Source organism: Desulfococcus multivorans, from assembly GCF_001854245.1.
GTDB lineage: Bacteria > Desulfobacterota > Desulfobacteria > Desulfobacterales > Desulfococcaceae > Desulfococcus > Desulfococcus multivorans.
On the sequence record NZ_CP015381.1, the window covers coordinates 14,782 to 33,074 of the forward strand.

Sequence of the window (18,293 nt, forward strand, 5' to 3'; positions counted from 1 at the left end):
TCGACTTTTATGATGGTGACCGGATCCTCTGTGGCAGGATATTTGAGAAATAGCTTTGCAACCGCAAAAGGAATGATGGGGACAGGGCCCATATGAGAGAAAATACCGGCTTTCAGCCGTTCAGGGGAATCCGTCGTTTTGCGGCTATCAGCCGGGTCCTGGCCAGGCACGGCTATGGAAATGTGGCGGATCGCGTATTCAGACGGACGGCGGCGGACGAGCGTAACCATCCAGAAAAAAAAGGAATGCCTCGACCAGCGTTCCATTCACCCGTCCGCATCCGCCGGATAATGGAGGAACTCGGTCCGAGTTTCATCAAGCTGGGACAATTGATGAGTGTGCGGGCGGACGTCTTTCCGCCGGAATACACGGACGAGTTCAAGAAGCTTCAGGACAGCGTCCCGCCGGTGCCGTTCACGGCCATCCGGGACGTGGTGGAAGGCGAACTGGGCGCCCCCCTTGAACGGATTTTTTCGGAGTTTCACCCTGAAGCCATGGCCGCGGCCTCCGTCGCTCAGGTTCATGAGGCGCGCCTCATGAACGGCGACCGGGTGGCCGTCAAAGTGATCCGCCCGGGTATCGAGGGAACGATCCGGGAAGACATCCGTGTAATGTACTATTTTGCGGAAAAGCTGGAAAAGCTGTTCGAGTTCCTCCGAATCATCGGCGCTGTGAACCTGGTCCGGGAGTTCGAACGGACGGTCTTCCGGGAACTCGACATGTACATAGAGGCCGGCAACATCGAGAAATTTTCGGCCAATTTTTCGGACAGCGACGAGATCTACACGGCACGGGTCTACTGGGCGCACACCGCCCGTTCCGTTTTGGTCATGGAATATATCGACGGTATCAAGATGGACCAGGTGGACCTGATCCGCCAAGCGGGCATCGATCCAAAGGAAGTCGCCATGATCGGTCTCAGGTCCTTTTCCCGTCAACTGATGGATTTCGGATTTTTCCACGCCGATCCCCACCCCGGCAACACCATCGTGATGTACGACGGTCGCGTCAGTCTGGTCGATTTCGGGATCATCGGCTACCTGGACGAAGAGACCATGATGCAGGTGGCCAACATATTTCTCGGGTATGCCGAACATGACTACGACATGATCATGGACGCCTTCAGGGAGGCCGGCCTCGTTGACGACGACGTTATCGACTTCAAGCGGTTCCGAACGGATCTCAAGGACATGAGCGAACCCTTCTACGGTCGCTCTCTTCAGACCATCTCCGTGAAGGATGTCTACGAACAGGTCATGCGGCTGGCCTACAAGTACCGCATCCGGCTTCCCCGGAACCTTCTTCTTCTGCTCAAAACCTTCGTTCAGACGGAGGCTCTGGGAAAGATTCTTGGAAGTGACGCCAGTATACTGGAGGTCACGCGGCCCTATGCCCGGAACCTGCTGCAACGGGGTTACGACGCCCGGAAGCTTTTGAAGAATATGGGCCGGGATACGCGATCCATGGGTGCCTATCTGAAGATGATGCCCCGGTTCGCCCACGCCATCTTCAAGCGGACCGCCGAAGGAAAACACCGCATCGAGATTCGTCACAGCGGCTTCGACCCTGCAATCGGACGATTCGAACGGGGTCTCAACCGGGCCGTGGTGGGCATGATCATCGCCGCCTCGACCATCGCAGGCTCCCTGGTGCTCAATTCACCGAACGGGATTATGAACATCACCCTGGGCGGATTCACTGTTTCTCTCACCATCCTCCTTGGCATGACCGGTTACTCCATCGCCACGCTTCTGGGCCTCTGGCTCATCATCTCCATCTTCCGGTCGGGAAAGATGTAAGGCGCCTCTCGGCATGCCGCACCGGCCGCGTTCCATTCTCGTTAACGACATCACGCGTTTTCGAAGGAAAACAGCCGCCCCTCTGAAAAGTGTTATCCGGCCGGCCTCACCCATATCGAGCAGCGTCATTTCATACACGTTTCGGTTGACAGTTGACTGCGAGCATAATATATTCCAAAATAACGATATATGGGGTGATCATGAAAGAATTTATCAAAGTCATGAAGGCGCTTTCGGATCCCAATCGGGTGAAGATGATCAAATTACTGCAACGCCGGATTTTGTGTGTCTGCGAAATCCAGGCCGCGCTAGGTATTGCCCAGTCTTCGGTCAGCAAGCATCTCAAAATACTGGAAGAGGCGGGACTGATCTTTTTTTCGAAGGACGGCTTGTGGGTCAATTATCAATTGGCCGACGGCTCGAAAAGCCCCTATGCATCGAGTCTTCTCGGCAACCTTCGCCATTGGCTGGAGGCGGATCCGGAAGTGGTTTGTCTGATGGAACGGCTTCCGGATATCCGTCGTGAAATCATATGCGGCGACTGACGTCTTACGGTCAATATATCGCTATATGACGTAATATAGATTGAAATCGGGTCGTAACCTGTTTTTTCACGGACGATACAGCCGGGTTTTTCCGGCGTCTTGGGGGCCGAAGCCTCGAGCCGATCTGAAAAACTCATGCGAATCGGGTTGACAGCCGCTATGCGGGATCGTAAAAAAAGTAACGTACGTTACGTTCTGCTATTTTTCAATGAGGAGCCCCGATGGCGGTGACGATGGAGGATTCACCGAAAAGGAGTGCCGACCGTAAATATGTCGGCAGAATTTTAGCGGTTCGCGGGAGTGTCGTCGATATCGCCTCCGCGGAGTCCGTACCGCCCATCAACACCTTGTTCCGGGCCGGAGAAAACGACGGCGTATTCATCGAAACGGCCGTTCACCTGGATGAGCATACCTTTCGGGGCATCGCCCTTACTGCAACGGCGGGGCTGGCACGCGGCGACGCGGCGTGGAGTGACGGGGAGACCCTGAAGGTGCCGGTGGGCAAATCCCTCCCCGGCCGCATGTTCAATCTTTTCGGTGTTCCCATCGACGGCAATGAAGCCCCCGAAAACGTCGTCCTTCGCTCCATTCACCGTCAACCCATTGACCTGGCGCGACGCGTAACGACCGAAACGGTTTTTCATACGGGCATCAAGGCCATCGACCTCCTGGCCCCATTGGAGCGCGGCGGGAAGGCGGGCCTGTTCGGAGGCGCCGGGGTTGGAAAGACCGTGGTGATCACGGAACTCATCCACAACATGGTCGGAAAACACAAGGGTATGAGTATCTTCTGCGGTATCGGCGAGCGATGTCGGGAAGGGGAGGAACTCTACCGGGAAATGAACGCAGCCGGCGTCCTGAAGAATACGGTCATGGTATTCGGTCAGATGAACGAACCGCCGGGCGCCCGGTTCAGGGTAGGACATGCGGCCCTGACCATGGCCGAATATTTTCGGGACGATCTGGATCAGGATGTACTGCTCCTCATCGACAATATTTTCCGATTCATCCAGGCAGGCTCGGAATTGTCCGGGCTTCTGGGGCGGCTTCCCTCCCGAATGGGGTATCAGCCGACACTGGCGACGGAGCTGGCCGAGCTGGAGGAGCGGATCGCCAGCACGCGGATGGCCGCCATCACCTCCATTCAGGCGGTGTATGTTCCTGCCGACGATCTCACGGACCCTTCCGCCGTTCATACCTTTTCCCACCTTTCGGCATCCATCGTCCTTTCCCGAAAACGGGCCGGCGAAGGCTTTTATCCGGCCATGGACCCTCTCCAGTCCCGCTCCGCCATGCTGCAGCCGAGGATTGTGGGAAAAGATCACTATGACGTGGCCCGGGAGGTCATCAAAACCCTGGCCGTTTACGAAGAGCTGAAGGACATTATTGCCATGCTGGGGCTCGAAGAACTCTCAAGGGAGGACCGCCGGATTGTGTCCAGGGCAAGGCGCCTGGAGCGTTTTTTGACCCAGCCTTTTTTTACCACTTACCAGTTCACCGGGTACGAGGGCCGTATGGTGGACATAGAAGATACGGTTTCAGGGTGCGCGCGCATCCTCGATGATGAATTCTCTGAGTACCCTGAACAATCGCTCTATATGATTGGATCCATAGATGAGGCCAAAAACAGATGAGGCCAAAAACGCAACAAGAAACGGAAAATGATTGCTTGGTGAATGCCCGTGGAATTGACAATCCATCAGCCGTCCGAAATTTTCCTGAACGATGCGGCCGTCAAGGTCAAGGCCGAGAGCCCGGCAGGGTGTTTCACCCTTTTGCCCCGTCATATCGACATGGCGACAGCGCTGGTTCCCGGGATACTCTCTTATGAAACGCCTGAAGGCCGGGAGGTGTTTGTGGCTTTGATCGGCGGCATTCTGGTCAAACAGGGGAACAGTGTCACCGTTGCTACGCAAATGGCGGTTGAGGGGCCGCTGGGGGACCTGAAAAATGCCGTTGACGTCATGATCCGCGAGGAAGACGACAGAGATCGCAAGACACGTGCGGCCGTGGCCAGGCTGGAAGCGGATTTTGTTCGACGCTTCATGGAGTTCCGCAAAAATGCCTGAAAAATTGACCCGATCATCAAAGGCTTTCATCCACGATGTGGATCGACGGGAAAAACGGAAAATTCATGCACGCCGCAAAAAATCAGACGAAGTCTGGTTTGGCCTGGGGGTGTTCGGATTGGTGGGCTGGTCCGTGGCCGTTCCGGCGGTATTGGGTATTTTTGTCGGCATCTGGATCGACCTGAAATGGCCCGGCCCCCCCTCGTGGACCCTGATGCTGATGCTGATCGGTGTGATCATCGGGTGCATCAACGCGTGGTGCTGGATTTCCCGTCAACGAAACATCATCACTCGGGAGATGAATAATGACGAGGAGTGATCTGCTGCGCTGGGGATTGGCTGCGATGTGGGGCCTGGGGATCGGGGGCTTTTATTTTTACGGCCTCTGGTGGACCCTTGCCGGACTGTCTAAAAGTACGAAACCCGGACGTTGGCTGGCCGTCAGTTACATGGTCCGGGTGAGCGTGGCAATGCTGGGGTTCTGGCTCGTCGTTCGAAACGATCTGATATGCTTTTTCATTACCCTGGCGACATTTTTTCTGATGCGTTTCATCTTGACCCGAACGCTCGGGCCCCCGGAGGGCAATCCCGAAAAATTCATCGGGAGCGAGCAGACCTGAGGAGGGCGATATGGAAATCACCCCGGACACGATCGTCTATTGGTCTTGTGGTCCCTTTACCCTGAACGCGACCCTTCTGTTTACCTGGCTGGTAATGACGGTTATGAGCTTCGGTTCCTGGCTGGTGACGCGACGTCTCACCTCGAGTGTTCGCATTTCACCATGGCAGAACCTGCTGGAATCCATTGTCGCGGGTATGAAACGGCAACTGGACGCGGTGTCGAAAACCAGAACCAGGGAATTGTTTCCGTTTGTGGGGACGCTGTTTTTGTTTATCGCGATCTCCAATCTCCTGTCGGTGGTCCCCGGGTTCAGATCGCCGACGGGATCCCTGTCCACAGCGGCCGCCCTGGCGGTCTGCGTGTTTTTGGCAGTTCCCGTTTTCGGTATTTCAAAGGTGGGCTTCGTCTCCTATCTTTTGAATTATCTGCGGCCTACGCCCTTGATGCTGCCGTTTAACGTCATGGGGGAGTTGAGCCGGACTCTGGCCCTGGCCGTCCGCCTCTTTGGAAACATGATGAGCGGCTCCATGATCGGCGCTATTCTATTGATGATCGCCCCCTTGGTGTTTCCGGTGCTCATGCAGGTGCTGGGGCTTTTGACGGGAATGGTTCAAGCCTATATTTTTGCCGTTCTGGCTGCGATTTACATCAGTGCCGGCATGACGGTGGGAGAGCGGAAGAAAACCACTTGAAAGGAGAGACGGTTATGGACAACCTGGGATGGGTTGCGATCATATCGATTTTAACGGCGGGGATGTGTATGGCTGTCGGCAGCATCGGCCCGGCCATCGGTGAAGCCCGTGCGCTGGTTCAAGCCCTGAATTCCATTGCCCAACAACCTGACGAGACCGGCACGATCACCCGAACGCTGTTCGTGGGCATGGCCATGGTGGAATCGACGGCGATTTACTGTTTTGTGGTCGCCATGATCCTGATTTTCGCCAATCCGTTCTGGACGTACTTCATTTCCGGGATAAAGGGATAGCCTTGCTGTTCGACGGTTTTACGATACTGGCTCAGATCCTGAATTTCGTCATCCTGGTGTTGTTGCTGAAACGGTTTCTTTACGCACCCATCCTTCAGGCCATGGCGGAACGAAAAGCGCGGATCGCGGCCGCCATGGACCAGGCAAAGGCCGCCGAGAAGGAAGCACGGAAACGATCAAAGGAACTCGTCAGGGAAAGACAAGCCCTCGCCGACGCGAAAACACGCTTGCTGGCCGAGGCCAGGGAAGACGCCCGCCGATGGCGGCAAAACGCCATAGAGGATATGAAGCACGAGGTGGATGAGCTCCGCCGGTCATGGGAGGATCGGCTCCGTCAGGACCGTGAGATTTTCCTGAACCATCTCAAGGTTCAGGTTGCCGGCCAGGTCATGCGGATCAGCGGGAAGGTGTTGAGCGACCTTGCGGATGAGCGCCTTGAAAACCGCCTGGTTGAAGTCCTGGCGGATCGACTTTCCCGGGAAAAGGCCGGGCTTTCGATCCATGACGTTTCCGGGGAGGTGAGGGTCCAGTGCGGGATTACGATGACGCCCTCCCAGAGGAAAGCCCTTTGCGGAAAAATCAAGGACCTCTTTCCGGCCGTACAAAGCGTTTCCATCGAAAAAAAATCGGACCTCGGTTTTGGCCTGAGGCTGACGGCGGGAGACAAGAAGATGGAGTGGAACCTGACCCACTACCTGGAGGAACTTGAACAGGTTGTTTTAACGGCGCTGTCGCCGGGAGACCGGGAGAATGAATGACGGAGAATGATCTGAACACTCTCCTGACGGCAATTGACGGAGCGGTTGAACAGGCGCTTGAGGAAATGACGCCGAGCACCGTCCCCGAAGAGATCGGGCGCGTCAGGATGCTGGGGCCGGGAATTGCCTGGGCCGAAGGACTCCCGGGTGTCAAGGCCGAGGAGCTGCTCTATCTGGGCTCCCAGGTGGCCGGCATGGCCCTGGATCTCCTGCCCGACCGGGTGGGGATCATTCTTTTGGGAGCTTCCCGGGCATTGCGGGCCGGCGAAGAAGTCACGCGCACCGGCGGCGTGCTGGACATCCCTGTGGGATCCGATTTTGTCGGCAGGGTGATCGATCCCCTGGGAAACCCGCTGGACGGCAAAGGCCCCGTGAATAGCATCTCTCGTGCCCCCGTATTCAGGGAGGCGCCCAGAATCCTGGACCGGGCTGCCGTTGAACGACCGCTTCAGACCGGTCTGAAGGTGGTGGATGCGCTGATTCCCGTCGGTCGTGGACAGCGGGAGTTGATCCTGGGGGACCGCCAGACGGGAAAGACGGCCCTTGCGGTGGATACCATTCTCCATCAGAAGGGCAAAGGCCTGACGTGCATATACTGCGCCGTCGGTCAGAGAAGCTCGGGAGTCGCCAAAGTGGTGGATGAACTGGAGCGGCACGGCGCCATGGGTTACAGCATCGTCATGGTGGCCGAAGGGGACGATCCGCCGGGCCTTCAGTACATCGCACCCTATGCCGCCACGACCCTGGCGGAGTATTTCATGCACGAAGGGCGCGACGTCCTTGTCGTCTATGATGATCTGACGCGGCATGCACTGGCATACCGGCAGCTGTCCCTCCTCCTCCGGCGTCCGCCCGGTCGCGAGGCCTTTCCGGGGGATATTTTTTACGTTCATTCGAGACTCCTGGAAAGAGCCACGCACCTGAAACCGGAACTGGGCGGCGGATCCCTGACCGCCCTTCCCATTATCGAGACAGAGGCTGAGAACATCTCCGCCTATATTCCGACAAACCTGATATCGATCACCGACGGTCAGATCTACCTCTCCCCGGGGCTTTTTCACCGCGGTTTTCTTCCCGCGGTGGATGTGGGAAAATCCGTCTCACGGGTCGGCGGAAAGGCCCAAATCGCCGCATATCGGAAAGTTGCCGGGGATTTGCGGCTTTCTTATACCCAGTTTCATGAACTGGAATCTTTTGCTCGTTTCGGGACCCGGCTTGACGAACAGACCCAAAAGACGCTGGATCACGGCAGACGGGTTCGGGAAATCCTCAAGCAGGACCGATTCAAGCCAATGACCGAAAGCGAGCAGATCGCCGTCCTTCTGGCCGTGACCCGGGGGCTCATGGATGATCTGCCCATAGACGCCATGGCGAAAATGGAGCGGGCCATCGTGGAACAGATCCGAAACGATCCCGGCGCCGTTGAAGCGGTCTTGACCGCCGGGGGCGGAGGTGACGGTGTCTGGGAGGATCTCGTTTCGTGGTTGAAGACGGCAATTGCGGCGACAGGAGGCGATGATGCAGACATTGGAGGCCCTGGGAAGGAAAATCCGGACCGCCCACGACCTGCTGGGGGTGGTCAAGACCATGAAGAGCCTGGCCGCCGTAAGCATCCGGCAGTATGAACGAGCGGTCGAATCCCTGGAAGCGTATCGTCGCGTCATTGACGCCGGCTGGCGGGTCCTGTTGCGCCATGGCGTAGCAGATGTTCGTGAAAGTCCCTTGAAGGGAGCCGTGTGCATGATCATTGCTTCGGATCAGGGGATGTGCGGACAGTTCAACGAGGCAATCCTGAAGCACGCCCTGGCACAGGCTCCCGGGCTTGCGGGAGAGGGATCGGAACTCGCCTTCTGGACCTTTGGAGAGAAACTTCGAGGCGCCCTGGCCGATGCCGGGTATCGGGATCAAGGCCATTTTGCCGCTCCCGGCAGCCTTTCCACCATCCACGAGAAGGTTCGGGCGGTGATCCAACGGATTGAGCAGTGGCGATCGGAAAAGGGAACCGAACACTTTTATATCTGTCATAACGTGGTCATCGAAAGAGGCGGCTATCGACAGGTCTGTGTCCGGCTCCTGCCCTTGGACAGGACGTGGGCGCTTGCCCACGCCAGGGAAAAATGGCCCGGCCGGTGTATCCCCATGCTTGGCCTGCCGGGGAATCTCATGTTCAAACATCTTTTGCGACAATACCTGTTCGCTGCGTTATTCCGCGCCTTTGCCCAATCCCTGGCCGGTGAAAACGCGGCGCGACTGATGGCCATGCAGGCGGCCGAAAAAAACATTCTGGAGCTTCTCGACAATCTTCAGGCCGGTTTCCGGGAATTGCGACAGAATTCCATTACCGACGAACTCCTGGATATCATCTCCGGGTTCGAGGCCTTGAACGACGAAAACCCCGCCCTGTAACGAAAAACGATTCCTTTTGATCGCTCTTTTTGCTGCCCGGGTATCCGCGCACTGCGGCGGTGCTCAAGGCGGCCGTGCGATGCATTACCGGTGTTCGCGGGTTTTTGTAAAAACGACCTCCGGCCACTGTTCCGCCACGAATTCGATCCGCCATTCCCCATCGGCCAGAAAGGTCAGGTTCCCTTCCGCATCCAGCGCCAGGTGCGCCTGGTTGGCCCGTTCGAAGGCCGAGAGTCGCTTCGGGTCGTCGCACTTCACCCAGCGGGAGGCGACATAGTCCACGTGTTCATAAACGGCATCCACGCCATACTCGGCCTTGAGCCGCGCCATGGTGACGTCGAACTGCAAAATGCCCACCGCCCCCAGGATGAGGTCGCTTCCCATGAGCGGGCGAAACAACTGAACCGCGCCTTCCTCCACCAACTGCGTCAACCCCTTCCTGAGTTGCTTGGATTTCAGGGGGGATTTCAGCTGTACGCGGCGAAAATGCTCCGGGGCGAAATTCGGGATGCCGGTGAAGCTGAGCGGCTCTTTTTCCGAAAAGGTGTCGCCGATTTTGATCGTCCCGTGGTTGTGAATGCCGATGATGTCGCCGGGCCAGGCCTCCTCTACGGCAGTGCGATCCTGCGCCATGAACATGATCGGATTGGCGATGAGGATATCCTTGTCGATGCGGTGGTGACGCACCCGCATCCCCTTCTGAAATCGGCCCGAACAGACGCGCAGGAAGGCGAGCCGATCGCGGTGGGCCGGGTCCATGTTGGCTTGAATCTTGAAGACAAAACCGGAAAACGGCTCTTCCCCGGGAAAGACCGTTCGGGTTGTCGCCTGCCTGGGAAGCGGGCCGGGTGCGATCTCCACAAAGGTGTCCAGGAGCTCGCGTACACCAAAATTGTTGACGGCGCTGCCGAAGAAGACCGGAGTCTGGCTTCCTTTGAGGAAATCCTGAAGGTCAAACGGGTTGGCCGCCCCCTCCAGCAGGGCCACGTCCTCCCGCAGTTCATCGGCCTGGCGGCCCAGGATCTCGTCCAGTATCGGATCGCCGAGGTCCCGGATGGTGACACTGTCGTCGGGGAGGCGCTCCCGGCCGGGCGTGAAAAGGGTCAATTCCCTGCGGTGGATGTTGTATGTACCCTTGAATCTTTTGCCCATGCCGATGGGCCAGGACAGGGGCGCGCATTCAATCTGCAAGGTTTCTTCGATATCGCCCAGGATGTCCAGAGGCGGCATGCCTTCACGATCGAGCTTGTTGACAAAGGTCAGGATGGGGGTGTTGCGCATTCGGCAAACCGCCATCAGTTTTCGGGTCTGGGCTTCGACCCCCTTGACGCTGTCGATGACCATGACGGCGCTGTCCACGGCGGTGAGCACCCGGTATGTGTCTTCTGAGAAATCCTGATGCCCCGGGGTGTCCAGAAGATTAATTTCGAAATTGCGGTAATCGAACTTCATGACCGAGCTGGTCACCGAAATGCCGCGCTCCCGTTCGATAGCCATCCAGTCGCTGGTGGCGTGGCGGCTGGCCTTTCGGGCCTTCACCGATCCGGCCATTTGGATAGCCCCGCCGAAGAGCAGCATTTTCTCTGTGAGGGTCGTCTTGCCGGCGTCCGGGTGACTGATGATCCCGAAGGTGCGCCGGCGGTCGATTTCCTGGTTTTGTGATTTGGAGGACGGGTGATTCATGGTGTTGATTTTTTTCCTGATTGTTAAAACGGGCGTTCGCGGCGGCCGTCAATATTGATCGAAGCGGCGCGGTATGCCGCGCAACCGTTGGGTTGACGAAAACGAGTTGAAACTGTCGGGACTTCAGGCGGGAACGTGAAACCGGATCTCCGCCGGTTTTTCCCGCATGATATTGATGATTTTCAGGGTGGTGTCGTGCTGGATACCGCGCTGTCGGGGATGGACTTTTTCATGAGGTGAATCATGCCGATCGGTTATGGAATAATAAGGTGATATGTTGAAAAAAGATTCATGTATTGTGTTTCATAAAGGGTATGGCGACATATGTCAAGTCAAGCCATTCCATCCCGCCGTCGGTTCATGCCGCATATCTTTCAGGACCGCTGCTTTCGGTTATATCGGCGCAGTTGAATGGAATCCATTGTTTTTTTATCCTCCCATGGTTATAACCACCGTGATTCAACCCGGTGTTCAGGGTTTGTTGCCATTATTGTGATACGAAGTTGAGGCCATTATCGGTATTGCCGAAGGGAGGATTACCCGGCGTTTTACCTTCTGCCGTGCCGGAGATCCTGAAACAACCGTCTATCCTCGCGTTGTTTGTCGAGGGGATTGAAGAAAGGAGAAACCCCACCATGAACCCTTTTAAAATGATGGCCTTTCTGCTGGGCGTTTTTTTGATGCCGGTCGTAACGGCCGCGGAAAACTGCCTCGACATGGACGCTTGTATGACCGAGGCCGTGCGTTCTGCGGCGGAGGATACCACTATCGGCGAATTGAGACGGCGGTGCGAGGCCTGCATCGAAAGCCAACGGGCCGAAAGCCCGCCTCTGGATGCTGAGCGTTTGTCCGATGAAAAGCCGTCTCCTATTGACACACGGATGAAAGAAGAGGCGGAAACCCGACAGATCGGGTTTGCCCTGACGACGCATCGCCCCAATTATGTTCTGCCCTTCGTTTACAACCATTCCCCCAACACCAGTGTCTACCCGGGGGACCTGTCCGAGGGAGACGTTGACAACACCGAAGTGAAGTTCCAGGTCAGTCTCAAATATCAGTTGATCGACAATATCTATAAAGACAACTGGCATGTCTATGTCGCCTATACCAACCTTTCCTATTGGCAGGCCTACAACAGTGACTATTCAAGCCCGTTTCGGGATACCAACCATGAACCCGAAGCGTGGCTGCAATATGATACCGACTGGGAACTCTTCTGGGGGATCAAGAGCCGGATGATTCAGGGGGGCTTCTCGCACCAGTCCAACGGACGTACCGAGCCTTTCTCCCGCAGCTGGAATCGGATTTTTCTCAACCTGGTATTTGAAAAGGAAAATCTCGCCGTTTCCATCAAGTCCTGGTACCGCATCCCGGAAGACGATGAAGACGACGACAATCCGGACATCGACCGGTATATGGGATATGGTGAACTGAATGCGGCTTATAAATGGGGGGACAACACCTTTTCCCTGGTGTTCCGGAACAACCTGAGAAGCTCCGGCAACAAAGGGGCCGTCGAGCTGGGATGGAGTTTCCCCCTCTACAAGAAGCTTAAAGGATATGTCCAATACTTCAACGGGTACGGCCAGAGCATCCTGGACTACAACGATTCGGCCAACACCATCGGCGTCGGCCTGGCGCTTTCGGATATCCTTTGAACTCAACTTTCGACTTTCATAGGCACCTCTATTCGTTATCCTGTCACCATCATGAAAGTCGAAAGTTGAACTTTTAATACGTTTTGCAGGGCTCACCCTCAGGCGGCCAACCTGGCCGCGATGGCGGCGACGTGTCGGCCCTGAAACCGGGCGGCGTCCAACTCGTTCCGGCTGGGCATCCGCTCACCCGAAACCCCGGCGATGGTTGATGCCCCGTAGGGGGATCCTCCGGTGATCTCGTCGATGCGCATCTGACCCTGAAAGGTGTAAGGCAAGCCCACGATTACGAAGCCGTGGTGGAGGAGCGTGATGTGGAACGAAAGAAGGGTCGATTCCTGTCCCCCGTGCTGGGTATTGCTGCTGGTGAAGACGCTGCCCACCTTGCCCACGAGGGCGCCATTGGCCCACAGCTGTCCCGTCGCGTCGAGGAACTGGCGCATCTGCCCGCACATGTTGCCGAACCGAGTGGGTGTCCCGAAAATGACGGCGTCCGCCTCGGCCAGTTCCGCCACGGTGCAGACCGGAATGTGGGCCATGGCCTTCTGAGCCTCCAGAGCCCCCATTTTTTCGAGGACGTCCCGGGGAAGCGTTTCGGGCACCCGCCGCAGCACCGCTTCCGCGTTGTCGATCTCCCCGACCCCCATTGCCACGGCCTCAGCCATTTTGTGAATATGTCCGTAGGCGGAATAATAAGCGATAAGCACTTTCATGATGCAACCCTCCTTTGTAGGGAGATTGTCGTGATTTGGAAAGTGAAAAGAAGCCGTCCGTTCTGTTGAAGCCCTTCCATGCCGGTGATTCAAGCGGCGACGCGAAACCATACTCTCAGATCAAAACGCTCCATCCCGAACGCTTCCAAGGCAACGCGGACGACATGATCCTTCTCGAGGCCCGGCGGAAAAGGAACCTGAACCGATATGTTTCTCACGATCACACCGCTGCCCCGGCAGTGGCGGCACCTGTGGAAAAATCCGCTGCCGGCACCGCGACAGGAGGGGCAGACATCGGGTGCGGGAACCATGATGGCCACGCTGCCGCCCGACATCGCCTGCTCCCGGGTGAGGGGCACCTCGACGCTCACATCCTCGACACCGCCGAACTCGGTGTGGCTTCGATGGCGCCGGCTCGTCCTGAAGTGTTGGCGAGGATTTTCAAAGATCACCTCAATGGGCGCGATGCCCGGGGAAGCCGTCTGGCGCCGTCTTGGGATAAGTGGTTCCGGGCCCGGGTAAGATGCCGGTTGCGATTCGCGTCGATGCGGTTGCGATTTCAGGTTTTTCTCGTATGCTTTTCGCCTCTGGGCGTCTCCCAGAACGGTGTAAGCCTCCTGAATCTGCCGAAACGCCTCGCTGTCGCCTTCAAAGTGGTCTGGGTGATACGTTTTGGCCAACCGGCGGTAAGCGGATCGGATCTCTTCAAAAGAGGCATCGGTCGTGACGCCGAGAACAGCAAAATAACTCCTGGCCATAACCTCACTCCCTCAAATATCCTTAGCCGCAGCCCCGGGAAAAGGGGTCTTGGGTCGGAGACATACGCGCAGCCGATCTCCCTCGACACCGGCCTGTGAAAGTCGAAAGTTGAGTTATCTTTTTTCTAAAAAATAATGAATTCGGAATGTGTGTCAAGAGATGAGGCGAGATAATCCGAGGCGGTTCGAATGTGAATCGACAGGCGGTACACGGCGTCGATAAAGCGGCTGTCTCCGCTCTTTCAGATCATATCAGGATCACAAAGTGGTTGCCGGAAAACGGTTTATCCAGTATGAATCTTTTTTTGAAAGGACAGGGTGGATTCCCGTGAGATTCATGGAAGAATATCGCGATCCGGAGATCGCCCGACAGCTCATTTCCCGGATTGGCGCCCAGAGCCGAAAACCCGTCCGATTGATGGAGGTTTGCGGTACCCATACCATGAGCCTTTTCAAGAGCGGCATCCGAACGGTGCTGCCGGAAACCGTCTCGTTGATTTCCGGACCGGGGTGTCCGGTTTGTGTGACGGATCCCGGCGACATCGACGCATTTGTCGACATCGCGCGAACCGAGGGGGTGACCACGGTCACCTTCGGCGATCTGATCCGGGTGCCCGGAACCACGACCTCTCTGGAGCGGGAGCGCGCCGCGGGCGCCGACATCCGCGTCGTTTACTCCGCCGCCGACGCCCTGGTGCTCGCCCGGAACCACCCCGAACGTCGCATCGTATTTCTTGGCGTCGGATTTGAAACCACGGCCCCTACCATTGCGGCTTCCATCGCCTCGGCCAAAGCGGAAGGGCTCTCCAACTATTCCGTCTTTTCGGTTCACAAGCGGATCGTACCGGCCCTTTTCGCTCTCATGGAGATGGATATTCCCATCGACGGATTTCTCCTGCCGGGGCATGTCTCTATTGTAATCGGCGTCGAGGCCTATCGTGCTTTCTTTGAACGGTACCGCGTCCCCTGCGTCATCGCCGGATTCGAGCCCGGCGACCTTCTGGACGGTATCCGCCGTCTGGTTCGGCAGATCGAGACGAAACGGCCCGCGCTGGAAAACGCCTATCCCCGGGCGGTGAATGCCGAAGGAAACCTCAAGGCCCTGGCACTGATGACGTCGGTTTTCACCCGGGTCGATGCCCGCTGGCGGGGGATGGGGCGGATTCCAGAGAGCGGATTGGCCGTGGGGGAGGCGTTTCGCGCCTTCGATGCCCATCGGATCTTCGGCGTTGTTCCCAGGGATGCCGTCGAGCCTCAGGGCTGCGAATGCGGCTATGTGATCACCGGCCGGAAAACGCCTCCGGAGTGCCGTCTGTTCGGCAAGACCTGCTCCCCGGTTCACCCGGTCGGTCCGTGCATGATCTCGAGCGAGGGAACCTGCGCGGCGTACTACCGTTACCATACGAAAGCGGCTGCCGAGAAAAATTCCTTATGAAAGACGATACGATTACCCTGGACCACGGGAGCGGTGGAAAGCTGTCCCATCGACTCATCCTGGACACCGTCCTGCCCGTGTTCGACGATCCCGCACTCCGATGCCTTGACGACGGGGCCGTTCTGGAGACCGAAGGGGGCCGAATCGCATTTTCGACCGATACTTACGTGGTTGATCCCCTATTTTTCCCCGGCGGCAACATCGGAGACCTCGCCGTCAACGGCACCGTCAACGATCTGGCCATGTGCGGTGCGGTGCCCCTGTACCTCAGCGTCGGCATGATCATCGAGGAAGGGTTTCTCCGCCGCGATCTCGATGGGATTCTCGAGACCATGCAACGGGCGGCTCGAGCGGCCAGCGTTCGAATCGTCACAGGGGACACCAAGGTGGTCCCCAGGGGTGCGGTCGACAAAATCTTCATCAACACGGCGGGTATCGGTGTTGTTCCAGAGGGGGTCTGTGTTTCGGGCCGCAACGCCCGGATTGGAGATCGGGTCCTGGTGAGCGGCACCCTCGCCGATCACGGCATGACCATCCTGACCCGGCGGGAGGGACTTCGGTTCGAATCATCGCTCCAAAGCGATACCGCTCCCTTGAACCATATGGTGGCGGATATGCTCGACGATTGCGGAGGAGATATCCACGCGCTTCGGGATCCCACACGGGGGGGTGTGGGAACGTCTCTCAACGAAATTGCCGAATCGTCCGGTGTGACCATCCGGATTCATGAGGATCGCATCCCCGTCAAGAGAGCCGTGGCAGGTCTCTGCGAACTTCTGGGGATCGACCCGCTTTACGTCGCCAATGAAGGAAAACTCGTCGCAGTGGTTGCCCCTGAGGCGGCCTTTCGCGTTCTTGACAGGATGCATGCCCACCCCATGGGAAGAGACGCCCGCATTATCGGAGAGGTGACGGCGGCCGATATTGTGCCGGTGATCATGACCACCCGGATCGGTGGGACACGAATCGTGGATATGCCCACCGGCGAGCAGCTCCCTCGGATCTGCTGAATTGCCGAAACCGTATCGGATCCATACTGGAATACCCTATAGTGGCGAAGGATACTTATAATGCGGATATTTGTCTTTTTTCAAAACACATGAAACGGTCTCAACCTTCGACCTCAACTTTCGACTTTCATAGGCCGGTGCCGGGAGGATACGGCCCGCGCCCCACGCGGTTTCGTTCAAGTGCCGCTAAAGCTTGCTCCGGGCGGCCCGGAAACTCGCTGGCGCTCAAACAGTCCGGGCCGCTGATCCTCCGCGGCGCTTAAGCGGCACTAAAACTCACCGCTGAAGGGGCGCGGGCCGTATCCTCCCGGCACCTCTTTCCGGTTACCATCATGAAAGTCGAGAAACTGAAAAAATCGGGAGCGATGACAAATGGCGGCGCTATTGTGGTATTTCGCGGTCTTTCTCTATTTTGGGGCCGCCGGAGCTTTGATGCTCTACGGCCTCAACTGTTATGTCATGATCTTTCTTTTCCACCGGGGGCGGCGTCGTGCGGCACGCCGCCTCGAGCGTGTCGCAGCACGATTCGGTGACCCCGCTCTACGGGACGATCTCCCTGTAGTGACGACCCAGATCGCTGTCTACAACGAAGTGAATGTGGTGGAGCGGGTGATCCGGGCGGTTTGCCGAATGCGGTATCCGAGAGATCGCCACGAGATCCAGATTCTCGACGATTCCTCCGACGAAACCGGTGATATCGTCGACCGGATGGCCGAATCGATGGCAGCCGAGGGTTTTGATGTGCAGGTTATCCGACGAAATACGCGAACCGGATTCAAGGCCGGCGCACTGGCCGCCGGTCTCGAGGTCGCCAAAGGGACGTTGGTGGCGGTCTTCGATGCCGACTTCGTTCCTCCCGAAGATTATCTCCTCCGGACCGTCCCGTTTTTCATGACCGATGATCGTCTGGCCCTCGTTCAGGCCCGGTGGGGGCATCTGAACCGGAAGCGATCCTTCCTCACCCGGGCGCAATCCATCGGGATTGACGGTCATTTCATGGTGGAGCAGGCCGCTCGGAACTGGAACAATCTCTACATGAACTTCAACGGAACCGCCGGCATCTGGCGGCGGTCGGCCATCGACGACGGCGGAGGGTGGGCCTGGGACACGTTGACCGAGGATATGGACCTCTCCTACCGGGTTCAGTTTGCCGGATGGCGGACGCTGTTTCTGCCGGATCTGGTGGTGCCGGCGGAGATTCCCGAGGACGTCAATGCCTTCAAGAGCCAGCAGTTCCGATGGGCCAAAGGATCCATCCAGACGGCGCTCAAGCTGTTCCCGCGCCTCGTGCATCAACCGGTACCGATTTTTCAGAAAATTCAGGCTTTTTTTCATATGACCCATTACCTGATCCACCCCATGATGCTTGTCGTGGCGGTTCTGGCCCTGCCTGTTCTCCTGGGGTTCGACCTGAAAGGGGGCCCGCTTTTTTTCGGAGCCGTCGCCTGTATCCTCCTGGTTTCCATGACGGCACCCAACGCCCTTTACCTCGTCAGCCAACGGGCGGCTTATACCGACTGGCTGCGTCGAGTGCTCATCATGCCGGTTCTCGTTGTGGTCGGTGTCGGCATCGCTCTGTCCAACACACGGGCGGTCGTCGAGGCCCTGATCGGGCACGATAGCCCCTTCATTCGAACCCCCAAACGGGGCGACCGCGAGATCAAGCGTTACCGTACGGCTTTTCCGGGGTTGGCATTCGCGGAAATACTGTTGGGGGGGTATTGTGTCATGACCTTTCTGGCGTATCTGAAGGCCGGAAAATATCTGATCGGCCCGTTTCTGGCTGTCTATGCCGCCGGATTTCTCTTTGTCGGCCTTCTGACCCTGGCCCCCCGCCTGTTCAGGGAGGGATGAT

General features: G+C 57.4%; 18 protein-coding genes. 15 read left to right on the top strand and 3 right to left on the bottom strand.

Annotated elements, in window-relative coordinates; translation table 11 throughout:
• The first annotated feature begins 92 nt into the window (after positions 1-92).
• The 11 genes from dmul_RS00075 to dmul_RS00125 all read left to right on the top strand — a co-directional run bounded on the left by dmul_RS00075 (position 93) and on the right by dmul_RS00125 (position 9,184).
• The gene (locus dmul_RS00075; RefSeq protein ID WP_020876457.1) at positions 93-1,799 is read left to right on the top strand and encodes an ABC1 kinase family protein; all 1,707 of its coding nucleotides are present in this window, start codon (positions 93-95) and stop codon (positions 1,797-1,799) included.
• A 200-nt stretch (positions 1,800-1,999) separates the two neighbouring features.
• Positions 2,000-2,344 (top strand): ArsR/SmtB family transcription factor, encoded by a 345-nt coding sequence (locus dmul_RS00080; RefSeq protein WP_020876458.1) that lies wholly within the window; start codon positions 2,000-2,002, stop codon positions 2,342-2,344.
• Positions 2,345-2,565: 221 nt separating this feature from the next.
• Positions 2,566-3,978, top strand: a complete 1,413-nt coding sequence (gene atpD / locus dmul_RS00085; RefSeq protein WP_020876459.1) for a F0F1 ATP synthase subunit beta — start codon at positions 2,566-2,568, stop codon at positions 3,976-3,978.
• 42 nt (positions 3,979-4,020) lie between these two features.
• Positions 4,021-4,413, top strand: a complete 393-nt coding sequence (locus tag dmul_RS00090; protein WP_020876460.1) for an ATP synthase epsilon chain — start codon at positions 4,021-4,023, stop codon at positions 4,411-4,413.
• A complete protein-coding gene (locus dmul_RS00095; RefSeq protein WP_020876461.1) occupies positions 4,406-4,732 on the top strand; it encodes an AtpZ/AtpI family protein in 327 nt (108 codons plus the stop codon). Before dmul_RS00090 ends, dmul_RS00095 begins: the two co-directional genes overlap by 8 nt.
• The gene (locus tag dmul_RS00100; RefSeq protein WP_020876462.1) at positions 4,719-5,033 is read left to right on the top strand and encodes an ATP synthase subunit I; all 315 of its coding nucleotides are present in this window, start codon (positions 4,719-4,721) and stop codon (positions 5,031-5,033) included. Before dmul_RS00095 ends, dmul_RS00100 begins: the two co-directional genes overlap by 14 nt.
• A gap of 10 nt (positions 5,034-5,043) precedes the next feature.
• Positions 5,044-5,727, top strand: coding sequence for a F0F1 ATP synthase subunit A (locus dmul_RS00105; protein ID WP_020876463.1), 684 nt, complete (start codon positions 5,044-5,046; stop codon positions 5,725-5,727).
• Between the two features lie 14 nt (positions 5,728-5,741).
• Positions 5,742-6,020: a F0F1 ATP synthase subunit C gene (locus tag dmul_RS00110; RefSeq protein ID WP_020876464.1), complete on the top strand. Its 279-nt coding sequence runs from the start codon at positions 5,742-5,744 to the stop codon at positions 6,018-6,020.
• A gap of 2 nt (positions 6,021-6,022) precedes the next feature.
• On the top strand, positions 6,023-6,778 hold the full coding sequence (locus tag dmul_RS00115) for a F0F1 ATP synthase subunit B family protein (protein WP_020876465.1): 756 nt from the start codon (positions 6,023-6,025) through the stop codon (positions 6,776-6,778).
• Positions 6,775-8,403, top strand: a complete 1,629-nt coding sequence (locus dmul_RS00120) for an alternate F1F0 ATPase, F1 subunit alpha (protein ID WP_020876466.1) — start codon at positions 6,775-6,777, stop codon at positions 8,401-8,403. Before dmul_RS00115 ends, dmul_RS00120 begins: the two co-directional genes overlap by 4 nt.
• Positions 8,294-9,184, top strand: a complete 891-nt coding sequence (locus tag dmul_RS00125; RefSeq protein WP_211276019.1) for a F0F1 ATP synthase subunit gamma — start codon at positions 8,294-8,296, stop codon at positions 9,182-9,184. The genes dmul_RS00120 and dmul_RS00125 overlap by 110 nt, the downstream gene beginning before the upstream one ends.
• An 84-nt stretch (positions 9,185-9,268) precedes the next feature.
• Here dmul_RS00125 and dmul_RS00130 read toward each other — a convergent pair whose 3' ends face one another.
• On the bottom strand, positions 9,269-10,867 hold the full coding sequence (locus dmul_RS00130) for a peptide chain release factor 3 (protein WP_020876468.1): 1,599 nt from the start codon (positions 10,865-10,867) through the stop codon (positions 9,269-9,271).
• A 635-nt stretch (positions 10,868-11,502) separates the two neighbouring features.
• Here dmul_RS00130 and dmul_RS00135 point away from each other — a divergent pair.
• Positions 11,503-12,525 carry a phospholipase A gene (locus dmul_RS00135; protein ID WP_020876469.1) on the top strand — a complete coding sequence of 341 codons (1,023 nt, stop codon included), beginning with the start codon at positions 11,503-11,505 and terminating at the stop codon, positions 12,523-12,525.
• 98 nt (positions 12,526-12,623) lie between these two features.
• On the opposite strand, the gene wrbA is transcribed toward dmul_RS00135, so the two are convergent.
• Positions 12,624-13,235, bottom strand: coding sequence for an NAD(P)H:quinone oxidoreductase (gene wrbA, locus dmul_RS00140; RefSeq protein WP_020876470.1), 612 nt, complete (start codon positions 13,233-13,235; stop codon positions 12,624-12,626).
• A gap of 89 nt (positions 13,236-13,324) precedes the next feature.
• The gene (locus dmul_RS00145; RefSeq protein ID WP_020876471.1) at positions 13,325-13,993 is read right to left on the bottom strand and encodes a DnaJ domain-containing protein; all 669 of its coding nucleotides are present in this window, start codon (positions 13,991-13,993) and stop codon (positions 13,325-13,327) included.
• A 337-nt stretch (positions 13,994-14,330) separates the two neighbouring features.
• Between dmul_RS00145 and hypD the strand changes: the two genes are divergently transcribed.
• From hypD to dmul_RS00160, 3 genes are all read left to right on the top strand, one after another.
• The gene (gene hypD / locus dmul_RS00150) at positions 14,331-15,428 is read left to right on the top strand and encodes a hydrogenase formation protein HypD (protein ID WP_040414841.1); all 1,098 of its coding nucleotides are present in this window, start codon (positions 14,331-14,333) and stop codon (positions 15,426-15,428) included.
• Positions 15,425-16,438, top strand: a complete 1,014-nt coding sequence (gene hypE, locus dmul_RS00155; RefSeq protein ID WP_020876473.1) for a hydrogenase expression/formation protein HypE — start codon at positions 15,425-15,427, stop codon at positions 16,436-16,438. Before hypD ends, hypE begins: the two co-directional genes overlap by 4 nt.
• 372 nt (positions 16,439-16,810) lie before the next feature.
• On the top strand, positions 16,811-18,292 hold the full coding sequence (locus dmul_RS00160) for a glycosyltransferase (RefSeq protein ID WP_020876204.1): 1,482 nt from the start codon (positions 16,811-16,813) through the stop codon (positions 18,290-18,292).
• Position 18,293 lies beyond the last annotated feature (1 nt).

Coding starts and splice junctions, on each gene's coding strand:
- dmul_RS00075 (WP_020876457.1), top strand. CDS start 93: ATGAGAGAAAATACCGGCTTTCAGCCGTTCAGGGGAATCCGTCGTTTT.
- dmul_RS00080 (WP_020876458.1), top strand. CDS start 2,000: ATGAAAGAATTTATCAAAGTCATGAAGGCGCTTTCGGATCCCAATCGG.
- atpD (WP_020876459.1), top strand. CDS start 2,566: ATGGCGGTGACGATGGAGGATTCACCGAAAAGGAGTGCCGACCGTAAA.
- dmul_RS00090 (WP_020876460.1), top strand. CDS start 4,021: ATGCCCGTGGAATTGACAATCCATCAGCCGTCCGAAATTTTCCTGAAC.
- dmul_RS00095 (WP_020876461.1), top strand. CDS start 4,406: ATGCCTGAAAAATTGACCCGATCATCAAAGGCTTTCATCCACGATGTG.
- dmul_RS00100 (WP_020876462.1), top strand. CDS start 4,719: ATGACGAGGAGTGATCTGCTGCGCTGGGGATTGGCTGCGATGTGGGGC.
- dmul_RS00105 (WP_020876463.1), top strand. CDS start 5,044: ATGGAAATCACCCCGGACACGATCGTCTATTGGTCTTGTGGTCCCTTT.
- dmul_RS00110 (WP_020876464.1), top strand. CDS start 5,742: ATGGACAACCTGGGATGGGTTGCGATCATATCGATTTTAACGGCGGGG.
- dmul_RS00120 (WP_020876466.1), top strand. CDS start 6,775: ATGACGGAGAATGATCTGAACACTCTCCTGACGGCAATTGACGGAGCG.
- dmul_RS00125 (WP_211276019.1), top strand. CDS start 8,294: ATGATGCAGACATTGGAGGCCCTGGGAAGGAAAATCCGGACCGCCCAC.
- dmul_RS00130 (WP_020876468.1), bottom strand. CDS start 10,867: ATGAATCACCCGTCCTCCAAATCACAAAACCAGGAAATCGACCGCCGG.
- dmul_RS00135 (WP_020876469.1), top strand. CDS start 11,503: ATGAACCCTTTTAAAATGATGGCCTTTCTGCTGGGCGTTTTTTTGATG.
- wrbA (WP_020876470.1), bottom strand. CDS start 13,235: ATGAAAGTGCTTATCGCTTATTATTCCGCCTACGGACATATTCACAAA.
- dmul_RS00145 (WP_020876471.1), bottom strand. CDS start 13,993: ATGGCCAGGAGTTATTTTGCTGTTCTCGGCGTCACGACCGATGCCTCT.
- hypD (WP_040414841.1), top strand. CDS start 14,331: ATGGAAGAATATCGCGATCCGGAGATCGCCCGACAGCTCATTTCCCGG.
- hypE (WP_020876473.1), top strand. CDS start 15,425: ATGAAAGACGATACGATTACCCTGGACCACGGGAGCGGTGGAAAGCTG.
- dmul_RS00160 (WP_020876204.1), top strand. CDS start 16,811: ATGGCGGCGCTATTGTGGTATTTCGCGGTCTTTCTCTATTTTGGGGCC.